The sequence below is a fragment of the Amycolatopsis lexingtonensis genome (genome assembly GCF_014873755.1).
Lineage (GTDB): Bacteria > Actinomycetota > Actinomycetes > Mycobacteriales > Pseudonocardiaceae > Amycolatopsis > Amycolatopsis lexingtonensis.
Genome location: NZ_JADBEG010000001.1, coordinates 10,724,140 through 10,737,921, shown reverse-complemented (window position 1 = coordinate 10,737,921; position 13,782 = coordinate 10,724,140). Strand labels below are relative to the sequence as shown.

14 protein-coding genes are annotated in these 13,782 nt (G+C 71.2%); 1 reads left to right on the top strand and 13 read right to left on the bottom strand.

Annotation, left to right across the window (positions count from 1 at the left end; genetic code table 11):
- Positions 1-83: 83 nt before the first annotated feature.
- The 10 genes from tyrS to argC are packed head-to-tail and all read right to left on the bottom strand — an operon-like array spanning position 84 to position 9,506.
- On the bottom strand, positions 84-1,358 hold the full coding sequence (gene tyrS, locus H4696_RS49635) for a tyrosine--tRNA ligase (protein ID WP_086856927.1): 1,275 nt from the start codon (positions 1,356-1,358) through the stop codon (positions 84-86).
- Between the two features lie 32 nt (positions 1,359-1,390).
- Positions 1,391-2,020, bottom strand: a complete 630-nt coding sequence (locus H4696_RS49630) for a DNA-3-methyladenine glycosylase (protein WP_169734841.1) — start codon at positions 2,018-2,020, stop codon at positions 1,391-1,393.
- A gap of 46 nt (positions 2,021-2,066) precedes the next feature.
- Positions 2,067-3,482, bottom strand: coding sequence for an argininosuccinate lyase (gene argH / locus H4696_RS49625; protein ID WP_086856929.1), 1,416 nt, complete (start codon positions 3,480-3,482; stop codon positions 2,067-2,069).
- Positions 3,483-3,512: 30 nt separating this feature from the next.
- A complete protein-coding gene (locus H4696_RS49620; RefSeq protein WP_225956039.1) occupies positions 3,513-3,776 on the bottom strand; it encodes an argininosuccinate synthase in 264 nt (87 codons plus the stop codon).
- Complete coding sequence (locus H4696_RS49615; RefSeq protein ID WP_086856930.1) at positions 3,773-4,285, bottom strand: arginine repressor; 513 nt, start codon at positions 4,283-4,285, stop codon at positions 3,773-3,775. The genes H4696_RS49620 and H4696_RS49615 overlap by 4 nt, the downstream gene beginning before the upstream one ends.
- Positions 4,282-5,208: an ornithine carbamoyltransferase gene (gene argF / locus H4696_RS49610; RefSeq protein ID WP_086856931.1), complete on the bottom strand. Its 927-nt coding sequence runs from the start codon at positions 5,206-5,208 to the stop codon at positions 4,282-4,284. Before argF ends, H4696_RS49615 begins: the two co-directional genes overlap by 4 nt.
- A complete protein-coding gene (locus H4696_RS49605; RefSeq protein WP_086856932.1) occupies positions 5,208-6,410 on the bottom strand; it encodes an acetylornithine transaminase in 1,203 nt (400 codons plus the stop codon). The genes argF and H4696_RS49605 overlap by 1 nt, the downstream gene beginning before the upstream one ends.
- The gene (argB, locus tag H4696_RS49600; protein WP_086856933.1) at positions 6,407-7,324 is read right to left on the bottom strand and encodes an acetylglutamate kinase; all 918 of its coding nucleotides are present in this window, start codon (positions 7,322-7,324) and stop codon (positions 6,407-6,409) included. The genes H4696_RS49605 and argB overlap by 4 nt, the downstream gene beginning before the upstream one ends.
- Entirely contained in the window at positions 7,321-8,481 is a 1,161-nt protein-coding gene (argJ, locus tag H4696_RS49595; RefSeq protein WP_086856934.1) for a bifunctional glutamate N-acetyltransferase/amino-acid acetyltransferase ArgJ, read from the bottom strand. The genes argB and argJ overlap by 4 nt, the downstream gene beginning before the upstream one ends.
- Positions 8,478-9,506 (bottom strand): N-acetyl-gamma-glutamyl-phosphate reductase, encoded by a 1,029-nt coding sequence (argC, locus tag H4696_RS49590; protein ID WP_086856935.1) that lies wholly within the window; start codon positions 9,504-9,506, stop codon positions 8,478-8,480. Before argC ends, argJ begins: the two co-directional genes overlap by 4 nt.
- 83 nt (positions 9,507-9,589) lie before the next feature.
- Between argC and H4696_RS49585 the strand changes: the two genes are divergently transcribed.
- A complete protein-coding gene (locus H4696_RS49585; RefSeq protein ID WP_086856936.1) occupies positions 9,590-10,555 on the top strand; it encodes a helix-turn-helix transcriptional regulator in 966 nt (321 codons plus the stop codon).
- A gap of 43 nt (positions 10,556-10,598) precedes the next feature.
- On the opposite strand, the gene H4696_RS49580 is transcribed toward H4696_RS49585, so the two are convergent.
- The 3 genes from H4696_RS49580 to H4696_RS49570 all read right to left on the bottom strand — a co-directional run bounded on the left by H4696_RS49580 (position 10,599) and on the right by H4696_RS49570 (position 13,651).
- Positions 10,599-11,345: a hypothetical protein gene (locus H4696_RS49580; protein ID WP_086856937.1), complete on the bottom strand. Its 747-nt coding sequence runs from the start codon at positions 11,343-11,345 to the stop codon at positions 10,599-10,601.
- Positions 11,346-11,369: 24 nt separating this feature from the next.
- Complete coding sequence (locus H4696_RS49575) at positions 11,370-11,867, bottom strand: helix-turn-helix domain containing protein (protein WP_086856938.1); 498 nt, start codon at positions 11,865-11,867, stop codon at positions 11,370-11,372.
- 200 nt (positions 11,868-12,067) lie between these two features.
- Positions 12,068-13,651 (bottom strand): alpha/beta hydrolase, encoded by a 1,584-nt coding sequence (locus tag H4696_RS49570; protein WP_086856939.1) that lies wholly within the window; start codon positions 13,649-13,651, stop codon positions 12,068-12,070.
- Positions 13,652-13,782: the final 131 nt, after the last annotated feature.

Genomic DNA, 13,782 nt, shown 5'->3' with positions numbered 1-13,782 from the left:
CCCCCTCCAGGGGCCCGAAACAGGGGGGTACCTTAACCGCGTTCCCGCAGTTCAGGGCCCTGTTTCGGGCCACCGGAGGCCGATCAGCCGCCAAGGGCGACGCCGGCGACGTTGCGCCGGCCCTTGCGGACCACGAGCCACTTGCCGTGGAGGGCGTCGGCCGCCGACGGCTTCCACTCCTCGTCCGCGATCTTCTCGTTGTTGACGTACGCGCCGCCCTCCTTGACCGTGCGGCGCGCGGCACCCTTGCTGTCGACCAGGCCGCCGGCGAGCAGCAGGTCGACGATCGTCGGCTCACCCGACGGGTCGACCTTGCCGTTCGGCACCTCGGCCATCGCGGCGTCGAGGGTGCGGACGTCCAGGTCACCGAGCTCGCCGCGGCCGAACAGGGCCTGGCTGGCGTTGATGACCTGCCGGGTCTGTTCCTCGCCGTGCACGAGGACGGTGAACTCCTCCGCCAGCCGCTTCTGCGCGGCGCGCAGGTGGGGGCGCTGTTCGGTGTCCTCGGCCAGCGCGGCGATCTCCTCCCGGTCGAGGAAGGTGAACATCCGCAGGTAGCGGATGACGTCGGCGTCACCCACGTTGACGAAGTACTGGTACCAGGCGTACGGCGAGGTCATCTCCGGGTCGAGCCAGAGGTTCCCGCCGCCGGTGGACTTGCCGAACTTGCGGCCCTCGGCGTCGGTGACCAGCGGCGCGGTCAGCGCGTGCGCGCTCGCCCCGTCGGTCCGGCGGATCAGGTCGACCCCGCCGACGAGGTTGCCCCACTGGTCGGACCCGCCGACCTGCAGCTTGCAACCGTACTGGCGGTGCAGCTGCAGGTAGTCCTGCGACTGCAGGAGCAGGTAGCTGAACTCGGTGTACGACATGCCGTCGCCCTCGAGCCGCCGCTTCACCGTCTCCCGGTTGAGCATGACGTTGATCGAGAAGTGCTTCCCGACGTCGCGCAGGAACTCCAGTGCGCTCTGCTGCCCGGTCCAGTTCAGGTTGTTTTCGACGATCGCGCCGGTCGGCGAGTCGTCGAAGTCGACGAACCGCTCGAGCTGGCCGCGGATGCGCCCGGCCCACTCGGCGACGACGTCGAGGGTGTTCAGCGTGCGCTCACCGGTGTCGCGCGGGTCGCCGATCATCCCGGTCGCGCCGCCGGCCAGCACGATGGGCCGGTGCCCCGCGCGCTGGAAGCGCTTGAGCATGAGCAGCGGGACCAGGTTGCCGGCGTGCAGGCTGGGCGCGGTCGGGTCGAAGCCGCAATAGAGCGTGACGGGACCCTGGTCGAGCTCGCGCCGGAGGGCGTCGATGTCGGTGGACTGCGCGATCAGGCCGCGCCAGGACAGCTCGTCGAGGATGTGTTCGCTCACGCCTGTAGATCCTCCCGCACCTGGTCAACCGACTAACTGGCGGGTCGGACCCGGCGCTTCCCGCCGCGGCGGTAGGTCGACACGGCGGGCGAGCCGTCGACCCAGAACCGCCACGGCGTCTCCATCGCCATCGCGACGCCGACGCGGGGACCGGTACGGATCAGCTCGTCCGGCACCCGCTCGCCCGCGTACAGCCGGACCGGCGACGCCGGATCGGTCAGGTCGGCGCCGTTCTGCTCGCGGTCGACGCGAAGCACCGACGTCAGGATGGCCGGGCCCTTGGCCAGTTCGCCGGTCCCCCGCGCGGCCGGGCGCCGCTTGCGGACCACGTCGAGGCCGGTGACGACCTCGCCGGCCCGCAGCAGCACCGCGCCCGCCACGCCGTCGTGGGAACCGACGATGTTCGCGCAGAAGTGCATCCCGTAGACGAAGTACACGTACAGGTGACCCGCGGGACCCCACATCACGGCGTTGCGCGGGGTCCGGCCGCGGTAGCAGTGCGACGCCGGGTCGTCCTCGCCGCGGTAGGCCTCGACCTCGACCAGCCGGACGCCGACGGTGCCATCGGGACCGTCGGCTTCCAGGACCGAGCCGAGCAGCAGCCGGGCCAGGTCGACCGGGTCGAGTGCCAGCTCCTCGCGCGTGAACAGCCGGTCGCTCAACACCACTCCCCTCGTCCCGGTGACCCGGCCGAGCCTAACCAGCGGGTCAGCCGAGCCACTGACGGGCCGCGGTGACGCGTTCCTCCAGCCGGGCACGCTGCTCGGCCACGCGTTCCGGCGCCGTGCCGCCCCGGGCGTTGCGGGACTTCACCGAGCCTTCGACGGTGAGGACCGCGCGCACCTCGGGGGTGAGCGCCGGGTTGATCTTCTCGAACTCCTCGTCGGTCAGCTCGGCCAAGCCGACGCCGCGGGACTCGGCGACGCGAACGCTTTCGCCCGCCGCTTCGTGCGCGACGCGAAAGGGCACGCCCTGGCGCACCAGCCACTCGGCGATGTCGGTGGCCAGCGTGAACCCTGCTGGAGCGAGCTCGGCGAGCCGGTCGGTGTGGAACGTCAGGGTGGCGAGCATGCCCGCGATCGCCGGGAACAGGAGTTCGAGCTGCTCGACCGAGTCGAACACCGGCTCCTTGTCCTCCTGCAGGTCGCGGTTGTAGGCCAGCGGCTGCGCCTTCAGCGTGGCCAGCAGGCCGGTGAGGTTGCCGATCAGCCGGCCCGCCTTGCCGCGGGTCAGCTCGGCGACGTCCGGGTTCTTCTTCTGCGGCATGATCGAGCTGCCGGTGGCCCAGGCGTCGTCCAACGTGACGTAGCCGAACTCGGCCGTGTTCCAGATGATCACCTCTTCGGCGATCCGGGACAGGTTCACCGAGAGCATGGCGACGGCGAAGGCGAATTCGGCGACGAAGTCCCGCGAAGCGGTGCCGTCGATCGAGTTCTCGACGCTGGTCGCGAAGCCCAGCTCCGCGGCGACGGCCTCCGGGTCGAGACCCAGCGACGAGCCAGCGAGGGCACCCGAGCCGTACGGCGACTCGGCCGTGCGGGCGTCCCAGTCCTGCAGCCGTGAGACGTCGCGGAGCAGGGCCTGGCCGTGGGCCATGAGGTGGTGCGCGAGCAGCACCGGCTGGGCGTGCTGCAGGTGCGTGCGGCCGGGCAGGATCGCGTCCGGGTGCCGCTTCGCCTGCGACACCAACGCGTCGATGACTTCCAGGGTGCCCGCGACGACCCGGCGGGCGGCGTCGCGCAGCCACATCCGGAAGAGCGTGGCCACCTGGTCGTTGCGCGACCGGCCGGCCCGCAGCTTGCCGCCGAGCTCGGTGCCCGCCCGCTCGAGCAGGCCGCGTTCGAGGGCCGTGTGCACGTCCTCGTCCGCGATCGTCGGGGTGAACGCACCCGACGCGACGTCCTTGGCCAGCGCGTCCAGCGCGGTCAGCATGCCCGTCAGCTCGTCGTCGGTGAGCAGGCCCGCCTTGCGCAGCACGCGGGCGTGCGCGCGGGAGCCGGCGATGTCGTAGGGCGCCAGCCGCCAGTCGAAGTGCGTCGACGCGCTCAGCGCGGCCATGGCCTCCGCCGGACCGCTGGCGAACCGGCCGCCCCACAGCTGGACCGGCTGCTCGTTCCCGCTCACTGTTCTCGTTTCTCCTCGGTGTTCGTGTGTTCAGGCGACCGTGATCCGGCCGTCGTACAGGACCAGGCGGACACTGGCATATCCGCGGCCGGTCCGCCGTTCGAGTGCGGCGCACGCTTCGCCGCGCCCGATTCTCTGCGCTTCGCCGCGCGCACTCAGCATCCGGCGCGCTTCGGCGACCGAAACGGTCTCGCCGTCGATCGCCACCGGGACCCCGCGGTCGAAGGTGACGACGACCTCGTCCGGCGCGAGGAACTCGCCCTCGGCCGGGAAGATGTCGCCGATCGTGCTCATGGTGGTCCTTCGTCTCCGTGGTCGTGTGCCGATCGCTGGGCGAGGGCGGCGAAGCGCTCCGCCAGTCCCTTTCCGGTCAGGGGTTCCCGGGCGATCACGGCGACGGTGTCGTCACCCGCGATCGAGCCGACGACCTCTTCCAGGGCCGCCCGGTCGATCGCGCTGGCGAGGAACTGCGCCGCGCCCGGCGGCGTCCGCAGCACCATCAGGTTGCCGGACGAGTCCGCCGAGACCATCAGCTCGGCCAGCAGCCGGGAGAGCCGCGACGTCCCGCCCTGCACCCCGCGGACCGGGCTGCCGTCCTCGGGGATCACGTAGACCGGCGCCCCCGAATCCGGACCGCGCAGCTTGACCGCGCCGAGCTCGTCGAGATCGCGCGACAGCGTCGCCTGCGTGACCTCGATGCCTTCGGCGGCCAGCAGCTTGGCCAGCTCGGTCTGGCTGCGGATGGTCATGGTCGACACCAGTTCGGTGATCCGCGCCTGCCGCCCCACCCGGCTGCTGGTCATCGTCGGCTCTCTTCGAAGAGCCAGACCAGCAGGGCCTTCTGGGCGTGCAGGCGGTTCTCGGCCTCGTCCCACACCGCGCTGGCCGGGCCGTCGATCACCTCGTCGGTGATCTCCCAGCCGCGGTGCGCGGGCAGGCAGTGCAGCACGATCGCGTCGTCCGCCGCCTTCTTCAGCAGCTCGGCGTTGACCTGGAGCGCGCGGAACGGGCCCACCCGGTCGAGGCCGTCGTTCTCCTGCCCCATCGACGTCCACGTGTCGGTGACGAGCACGTCCGCGCCGCCGACCGCCTCGTACGGGTCGGTGAAGACGGTGGCCGTGCCGCCGGTCTCCTCGCCGCGCTTCTTGGCGTCGAGCATGACCTGCTGGTCGGGCTGGAAGCCGAGCGGCGACACCACGCGGACGTGCATCCCGGCGGTGACGCCGGCGAGCAGCAGTGAGTGCGCCATGTTGTTGGCACCGTCACCGAGGTAGACGAGGGTCAGCCCGGCGAGCTTCCCCTTGCGCTCCCGGATGGTCATCAGGTCGGTGAGCGCCTGGCACGGGTGGAACTCGTCGGTGAGCGCGTTGACCACCGGGATCGACGCCGCCGACGCCATCGCCTCGATGCGCTTCTGGGCGAAGGTCCGCCACACGATCCCGTCGACGTAGCGGGACAGCACGCGCGAGGTGTCTTCGATGGTCTCTTCGCGGCCGAGCTGCATCGAGCGGCCGTCGACGATCACCGGGTGCCCGCCGAGCTGGCTGATGCCGACCTCGAACGAGAACCGGGTGCGGGTCGAGTTCTTCTCGAAGATCGCCGTGATCGACTTGCCGGCCAGGATCTTGTTCCCCAGCGGGTCGGCCTTCAGCGCGTCGGCGAGGTCGAGGATGGCCTTCTGCTCGGCGGGACTGACGTCGTCGTCGCGGAGGAAGTGGCGGAGCATCAGTCGGAGTCCTTCGTGGTGGAGTCGAGCGCGTTCGGGAGTGCGGCGAGGAAGCCTTCGACCTGCTCGCCGTCGAGCACGAGCGGCGGCGCGAGCCGGATGGTCTCCGGGGCGATCGGGTTGACGAGGTAACCGGCGTCCTGGACGGCCTTCGCGACCGCCGCCGAAACGGGCTGCTTCAGCGCGATGCCGAGCAGCAGGCCGGCCCCGCGCACCCCGGCGACCAGCGGGTGGCCCAGTGCCTCGACACCAGCGGCGATGTCCTTGCCCAGCGCGGAGACGTGGTCGAGGAGGCCGTCCGCGGCGATGGTCTTCAGCACGGCCAGGCCGGCCGCGCAGCACACCGGGTTGCCGCCGAAAGTCGTGCCGTGGTGGCCCGGCTTGAGCAGGTCGCCCGCCGCGCCGACGCCGATGACCGCGCCCAGCGGCAGCCCGCCGCCGAGCCCCTTGGCCAGGGTGATCACGTCCGGGACGATGCCCGCCTGCTGGTAGCCGAACCAGGTGCCGAGCCGGCCGATGCCGGTCTGCACCTCGTCGAGCACCAGCAGCGTGCCGGTGGCCTTGGTGATCTCACGGGCGGCCTGCAGGTAGCCGTCGGGCGCCGGGATGACCCCGGCCTCGCCCAGCACCGGCTCCAGGAAGACCGCCGCGGTGTCGGTGTCCACCGCCGCCTTGAGCGCCGCGACGTCCCCGTACGGCACGTGCTCCACCCCGGGCACCAGCGGCTTGAAGGGGTCGCGCTTGCCGGGCTGGCCGGTGAGCGTCAGCGCGCCCATGGTCCGGCCGTGGAACGCGCCCTCGGCCGCGATCACCTTGGTGCGCCCGGTCAGCCGGCTGATCTTCAGCGCGGCTTCGTTGGCCTCGGCGCCGGAGTTGACGAACAGCACCCGGCCGTTGCCGGCGAGGCCTGCGACGTCGAGCAGCGCCTCGGCGAGTTCGACGGTGACCGGGTTGACGTACAGGTTCGACGTGTGGCCGAGCTGCTTGATCTGCGCGGTGACGGCTTCGACGACCGCCGGGTGGGCGTGGCCCAGTGCGTTGACGGCGATGCCGCCGAGCAGGTCGACGTACTCCTTGCCGTCGGCGTCCCACACCTTCGCGCCTTGGCCGCGGACGAGCGTCAGCGCCGGGGTGCCGTAGTTGTCCATCAGGGCGGACTGCCAGTGCTGCCGGCCCTCCACATTGGACTTGAGGTCGGTCACGGGAGCTCCGTTTCGGGGAAGACCATGGTGCCGATGCCGCGGGAGGTGAAAACCTCCAGCAGCACCGAATGGGCGAGGCGGCCGTCGATCACGTGCGCCCGGCGCACGCCGCCGCGGATGGCGCGCACGCACGCCTCCATCTTCGGGATCATGCCGCTGGCCAGGCCGGGCAGCATGGTCTCGAGGTGGTCGGCGCGGATGCGGTCGATCAGCGACGACCGGTCGGGCCAGTTCGCGTACAAGCCTTCGACGTCGGTGAGCACGACGAGCTTCTCGGCGCCCAGCGCCGCCGCGAGCGCGCCCGCCGCGGTGTCGGCGTTGACGTTGTGCACGACGCCCTCGACGTCCGGGGCGACGGTGGAGACGACCGGGATGCGCCCGGCGTTGACGATGTCGAGCACCGCGTCCGGGTTGACCTCGGCGACCTCGCCGACGAGCCCGATGTCGACCTGCTCACCGTCCACAGTGGCCTGTTTGCGCTCGGCGGTGAACAGCCGCGCGTCTTCGCCGGAGATGCCGACCGCGTACGGCCCGTGCGCGTTGATCAGGCCGACGAGCTCGCGGCTGACCTGGCCGGTGAGCACCATCCGGACGATGTCCATCGTTTCCGGGGTGGTGACCCGCAGGCCGCCCTTGAACTCGCCTTCGACGCCGAGGCGCTTGAGCATCGCGGTGATCTGCGGGCCGCCGCCGTGCACGACCACCGGGCGCAGGCCGGCCAGCCGGAGGAACACCATGTCCTCGGCGAACGCCGCCTTCAGCTCGTCGTCGATCATGGCGTTGCCGCCGTACTTCACCACCACGGTGGCGCCGTGGAAGCGCTGCAGCCAGGGCAGTGCTTCGATGAGGACCCCGGCCTTTTCGGCCGCCGTCGCGAGTCTTTCGTCCGCGGAAATCAGAGCCTCCTGGTTCATGAGGAGTACGCGCTGTTCTCTTCGACGTAACCGTGGGAAAGATCCGTGGTGTAGACGGTGGCCGCTTCGGTGCCGACCCCGAGGTCGACGACGATTTCGATCTCCCGCGCGGTGAGGTCCGCCGCGGTCCGGTCGGCGGCCGGCATGCCCTGGGCGAACAGGGTGACGCCGTTGATCGTGATCGACACCGTTTCCGGGTCGATCCGGGCCGGGACCCGGCCGAGCGCCATGGCGATCCGGCCCCAGTTGGGGTCGGAGCCGAAGAGCGCGGTCTTGACCAGGTTGTCCTCGGCGATCGTGCGGGCGACCGCGATCGCGTCGGTCTCGGAGTCGGCACCCTGGACGGTGATGTTGACGTCCTTCGTGGCACCTTCGGAATCCGCGCGCAGCTGCAGCACGAGGTCGAGGCTGACCTTGGTGAGCAGCTCGGTGAGTTCCAGTTCGGTGGGCTCGACGCCGCTCGCGCCGGAGGCCAGGACCAGCACGGTGTCGTTGGTGGACGTGCCGCCGTCGACGTCGAGCCGGTCGAAGGTCACGCGGGTCGCCGCGCGCAGCGCCCGGTCGAGGGTTTCCTTGTCCACCACGGCGTCGGTGGTCAGGACCGAGAGCATGGTGGCGAGGTTCGGCGCGAGCATGCCCGCGCCCTTGGCGAAGCCGCCGACACTCCAGCCGCCGTCGTGCTTCGCGAAGGCCTGCTTCGGTTTCGTGTCGGTGGTCATCACACCGGTGGCCGCGTTCAGGCTCGCCTCGGCACTCGCGTCGAGTGCCTTGAAGGCGGACTCCACGCCGGAGAGGACCGCGGGCATCGGCAGCCGTTCGCCGATCAGGCCGGTGGAGCAGACGGCGACCTCGATGGCCCCCGCCTGCAGGACTTCGGCGACCTTTTCGGCGGTGGCGTGGGTGTCCTGGAAGCCGCCGGGGCCGGTGGCCGCGTTGGCTCCCCCCGAGTTGAGGACGACGGCCTTGAGCCGCTGCTGCTTGAGCACCTCCTGCGACCACAGCACCGGCGCGGCCTTGATGACGTTGCGGGTGAACACGCCGGCCGCGACGTCCAGCGGGCCGTCGTTGACGACCAGCGTGAGGTCGAGCGCGCCGGAAGCCTTGATCCCGGCGGCGACGCCGGCGGCGCGGAAGCCCTGGGGGCCGGTGACGGTCACGGTGCCACTCCTACGGTGGGAAGCCCGGTGGTTTCCGGGAGGCCGAGGGCCAGGTTCATCGACTGGACGGCACCGCCGGCGGTGCCCTTGGTCAGGTTGTCGATCGCGGCGACGACGACCAGGCGCCGGGCGCCGGTGTCGACCGTGACCTGCAGCTGGACGTTGTTCGAGCCCAGCGTCGACGCGGTCGTCGGCCAGGCGCCGGCGGGCAGCAGCTGGACGAACGGCTCGGCGTCGTAGGCCTTCTCGTAGGCCTCGCGGACGGCCGCTTCGTCGACGTCACCCTTCAGCGGCGCGCTCGCCGTGGTGAGGATGCCCCGGGGCATCGGCGCGAGGACCGGGGTGAAGGACACGGTGACCCGCTCCCCCGCGACGGCCGAGAGGTTCTGCGCGAACTCCGGGGTGTGGCGGTGGGCGCCGCCGACGCCATACGCGCTCGCCGAGCCCATCACCTCGGAGCCGAGCAGGTTCGGCTTGAGGCTCTTGCCCGCGCCGGAGGTGCCGGTGACCGCGACGACCGTGACGTCCGGCTCGATCAGCCCGGCGGTCAACGCGGGCGCGAGGGCCAGCGACCCGCCGGTCGGGAAGCAGCCGGGCACGGCGACGCGCTTGGTGCCGGTGAGCCGCTCGCGGGCGCCGGGCAGTTCCGGCAGGCCGTACGGCCACTGGCCGGCGTGCTCGCCGCCGTACCAGCGCTGCCAGTCGGCCGGGTCGGCCAGGCGGTGGTCGGCACCGAGGTCGACGACCAGGACGTCCGGGCCGAGCTGCGCCGCGATCTCGGCGGAGTGCCCGTGGGGCAGCGCCAGGAAGACGACGTCGTGACCGGCGAGGTTTTCCGGCGTCGTTTCGGCGAGGAGGCGGTCAGCCAAGGGGACGAGGTGGGGCTGGTGGACGCCGAGTCTGGTGCCGGCGCTGCTGGCGGCCGTGAGCGCGCCGATCTCGACCTCGGGATGGGTCAGCAGCAGGCGCAGCAGTTCGCCGCCCGCGTACCCGCTGGCTCCGGCCACCGCGATGTTCACCGTCATACGCATGATTATGCACGCCCTTGCAAGGCTAAACAAACAGGTTTACCGGGAAGTGGTGCCCGCCACCTTGGGATGCTGAGCGCATGACGGACACCCCGGCCCGGCTGCTCGGCCTGCTTTCGCTGCTCCAGACGCCGCGCGAGTGGCCGGGCAGCGAACTGGCCGACCGGCTCGGGGTCAGCCCGCGCACCATCCGCCGCGACATCGACCGGCTGCGCGAACTGGGTTACCCGGTCGAGGCCAGCCGCGGCGTGACGGGCGGGTACCGGCTGGTCGCCGGCACCGCGATGCCGCCACTGGTGCTCGACGACGACGAAGCCGTCGCGATCGCCGTGGGACTGCGGACCGCCGCGGGGCAGTCCGTTTCCGGGATCGAGGAAGCGTCGGTGCGGGCACTGGCGAAGCTGGAGCAGGTGCTGCCCGCGCGGCTGCGCCGCCGGGTGGCCACGATCGGCACGGCGACGGTCGCCGTGGCGGCCACCGGGCCGGTCGTCGACCCGGCGCAGCTGACGGTGTTCGCCAGCGCGATCACCAACCACGAGACCGTCCGCTTCCGGTACCGGGCGAACGACGGCGCGGAGACCCGGCGCCGGGCCGAGCCGCTCCGACTGGTCGCCGCGGGGCGCCGGTGGTACCTGGTCGCCTACGACCTCGACCGGGCGGACTGGCGCGTCTTCCGCGCCGACCGCGTCCGCGACGCCCAGGCGACCGGCGGCCGCGTCACCCCGCGCCGGCCACCCGCGGCGGACCTGGCGGCCTACGTCCTCGACCGGCTCTACGACCTCGCGCCGACGTACCGCGCGGTGGCCGTTCTCGCCGAACCGGCGACGCGGATCGCCGGGCGGCTCGGGGTGGCGGCCGGCGAGCTGACCGACCTCGGGGACGGCCGGTGCCGGTGGCGGAGTCACGCGGACACGTTGGATTGGCTCGCGTTCCGGTTGCTGGGGCTCAGTTGTGCGTTCACCGTCGAGGAGCCACCGGAACTGGTGGCGCACCTGAGGGTGCTCGCAGACCGCGCCAGCGCGGCCGCTTCCGGCGCACGGAGTTGACCGGGGCACACTTCCTCCCTGCTGTGGTTTCGCCGGCGACTCGTCAGTACTCCACACGCCGCCAGTCGAACCCCTCCCGCCAGCCGCCCTCGTCCGCGGCGAAGCCGGTGAAGGCCCGGACCACCCGCGCCCGATCCGCGACCTGCACGCGGAAGTGCCGGTCTGGCAGCCCTTCGCGGTGTTCCATCGCGAGCCAGGGTGACCGGGTGCCCGCCCGTTCACCCATTCCGACCTGGATGTAGTGGTCTCCTCGCTCGAGCACCGCGAACCAGTTCTTTTCCGACAGCCGCTCCAGCACTGCTTCGATCCGCGCCGCGTCCGGATTTTCGACCCGCGTTCCGTCGCAGGCCGTCAGCACGGACATCGAGGTCCGGCGCAGGCTGGGCGGGGAGTACACCGCGGGGCCCTGGGGGTCGAAGAGAACCAGCTCATGGTGCTCGGCGAGCTCCCGGATGAAGGCGATGGCCCCGTCGCCGGCGGACCAGCTCATCGTGATGAGTACCGCCTCGCCGAGGACGACCGGGTCTCCGTTCCACGGACTGTTTTCGAGCTCTTCCACGGGCACGTCGCGCAGGCTCGGATAGCGCGCGGTCAGTTCGTGGTGGAACGCGAAGGCTCTCGTTCCCTCCGGCACCGCGCCGGGTTGGAGTTCGCAGAGTTCCTCGTGCTTGCGTGCGGCTTCCGCCACCGTGATAACCGTGGGTTCGGGCCACACGGCGAGGTCAAAGCTCATCGGGACGACTCCGTTCGTGAGGAAGATCCGGGCACCGGGCGCGGCCGGTCGGCCCACGGTGGACCGGCCGGCCGCCGCTGGTCAGCTCGGCTCACCTCCGCCCAGGTCCGTGCGCCTGCTCGGCGGCACGGGGAGGTAGCAGCCCGGGTTCTCCGGGTCGCAGCCGACGCGGGGCAGGCGGGCGCGGATGCCGCCGGGGGTGCGCTCGAACGATGCCGCGATTTCGGCGACGCTCTCGCCCGCGATCCAGCGGCTCTCCAGCTCCGCGTCCATCTCGTCGTTCCACGGGCGGCCTTGCTGGGCGGGGCGGCCGGCGGATCTTCGCCGGGTCGGCCGGGCCGCCCCGGTCGCGGAGAGCAATTCGTCCGCGACCAGGTCGGCGACCGTGGCCGCCACCGCGACGTCCAGGTCGAGGCTGCCCTCGGCGATCGGCTCGCCGCCGGGGCCGCCGGCTTCGAGCGTGATCATGACCTTGGGGGTCGGTTCGGCGCGGTCGAGGTCCGTCCTGGTCGCGACCACGATGTGGTAGGTGGTTTCCTGTGCCCGGATCTCGGTCCGGCGCTCTTCGGTGATCGACATGCCCCGAAGCTAGCGCGCACCCCCGACAATTTTCGGCCACGCGCTGCTCACGGCCGACTTCGCTCCGAAATTGTCGGACCCCTCCCCTAACGTCCCCGACGACCACACCGCGTCACGAGGAGGCGACGATGAGACACCGGCGGACAAGACGGTGCCCCGGTCCGGACGAGCCGGACCGGGGCACCGGGTGGAACCTGCGCTCAGAAGTGCAGCAGCTGGGCCAGCGTGCTCTGCTTCTCCTGGGCGGCCTTCGCGGACTCGTCCGACTTCTGCGCCGCGGCGCCGTCGGGCACCGGCGGTGGCACCGGGCTGCACTGGACGTCCGAGTGGTTGCCGGGCTGGCGCTTCGGCAGGGCGCCGGTGGCCAGGTAGTCGGCGATCTTGTCGTCCACACAGGACACCCCGGACAGCGAACCGGCGTGCGTGGTGCCGCCCGGCGCGCTGATCAGGCTCGAGTTCGGGAACCGCTTGCGGACCTCGAGGCTGCCGGTGTACGGCGTGGCGGCGTCGAGCTCTTCGCTGATGAGCAGCGCACCGGCCACGTTGCGGCCGTCGATGTTCACCGGCTTGCCCGCCTTCGCCGGCCAGTACACGCAGGGCGCGTTGAACCAGGCGTTGCCCCAGGTCTCGAACGGGGCCTTGAAGTAGGTGATCCAGTTGTCGGCGCGCCACTTGTTCCAGTTGGTCGGCCACTGCACGTCGGTGCACTGCACGCCGAGGTAGACGGCGAACCCGTTGTCGTCGCCCGGCGGGTTCGAGTCGTCGTAGAGCGCCTTGAGCGTCTGCCAGTCACCCTTGTGCACGTAGCCGTCGAAGGCCTTGGCCATGTCGACCCAGCCGAAGACGTAGTAGCCGGCCTGCAGGAAGACGTCGGTCCACTCGTCGCCGCCGATGACCCCGCCCGCCGGGTTCTTGGCGAGCTTGCGCTGGGTGTCGTACCACAGCTTCTCGACCGCGCCACCGGTCTTGCCGAGGTGGTAGACGTTGTCGTAGGACGCCAGCCAGTCGAAGTAGATCTTGATGTTCTTGTCGAAGGCGACGTCCTGGTCGAGGTTGGCCTCGTACCAGACCTTCCGCGGGTCGACGTTGCCGTCGAGCACCATCCGGCGGACGTTCTTCGGGTACAGCGTGCTGTAGACCTGACCGAGGTAGGTGCCGTAGGAGAAGCCGTAGTAGTTGATCTGCTTCTCGCCCAGCGCCTTGCGCAGGCTGTCCATGTCCTGCGCGACGTCGGTCGTCTTGATGTGGTCGAGGATCTCGCCGTTCTTGCGGCACGCGTCGGCGTACCCCTTCGAGCGGGCGAGCCACGTCTTCTCCAGCTGCGGCGTGGTCGGCACGTACGCCGGCCGGTTGTAGCTGAAGTAGTTCCCGTCGCAGCTGATCGACGGCTTGCTGGACCCGACGCCCCGCGGGTCGAAGCCGATCCAGTCGTAGTTGTCACCCGCGTGGTTCGGCACGTACTTGCCAAGCACCGAGAGACCGAGGCCGGAGCCGCCCGGGCCGCCCGGGTTCACCAGCATGATGCCCTGGGACTGCGCGGTCTTGTGCTTGATCCGCGACACCGCGACGGAGACCTTCGCCCCGCCCGGCTTCGCGTAGTCCATCGGCACCTCGAGGAAGCCGCACTCGGCGCCGTTGGCCTTGAGACCCGCCGACGCGCAGGGCCCCCAGGCGATCGGCGCGGGGGTGAACTGCACCCCGGGATCCGCCGAGGCGGCGGGCGCGGCGGCCATCAGCCCGGCCGCGAGCCCCGCGGCGGCGACGGCGGCAACGATTCTTTTCACAGTCGTCCTTTTCGTCCGCATTCGACAGAGTTCGCCGTATTTCGACGAAACTACCGGCAACCCTGGACAATCTCGCCGACCGGCGCGACTTCCGCCATCCGCCTTTCGTCGGTACCTGCGGCCGCCGTCGA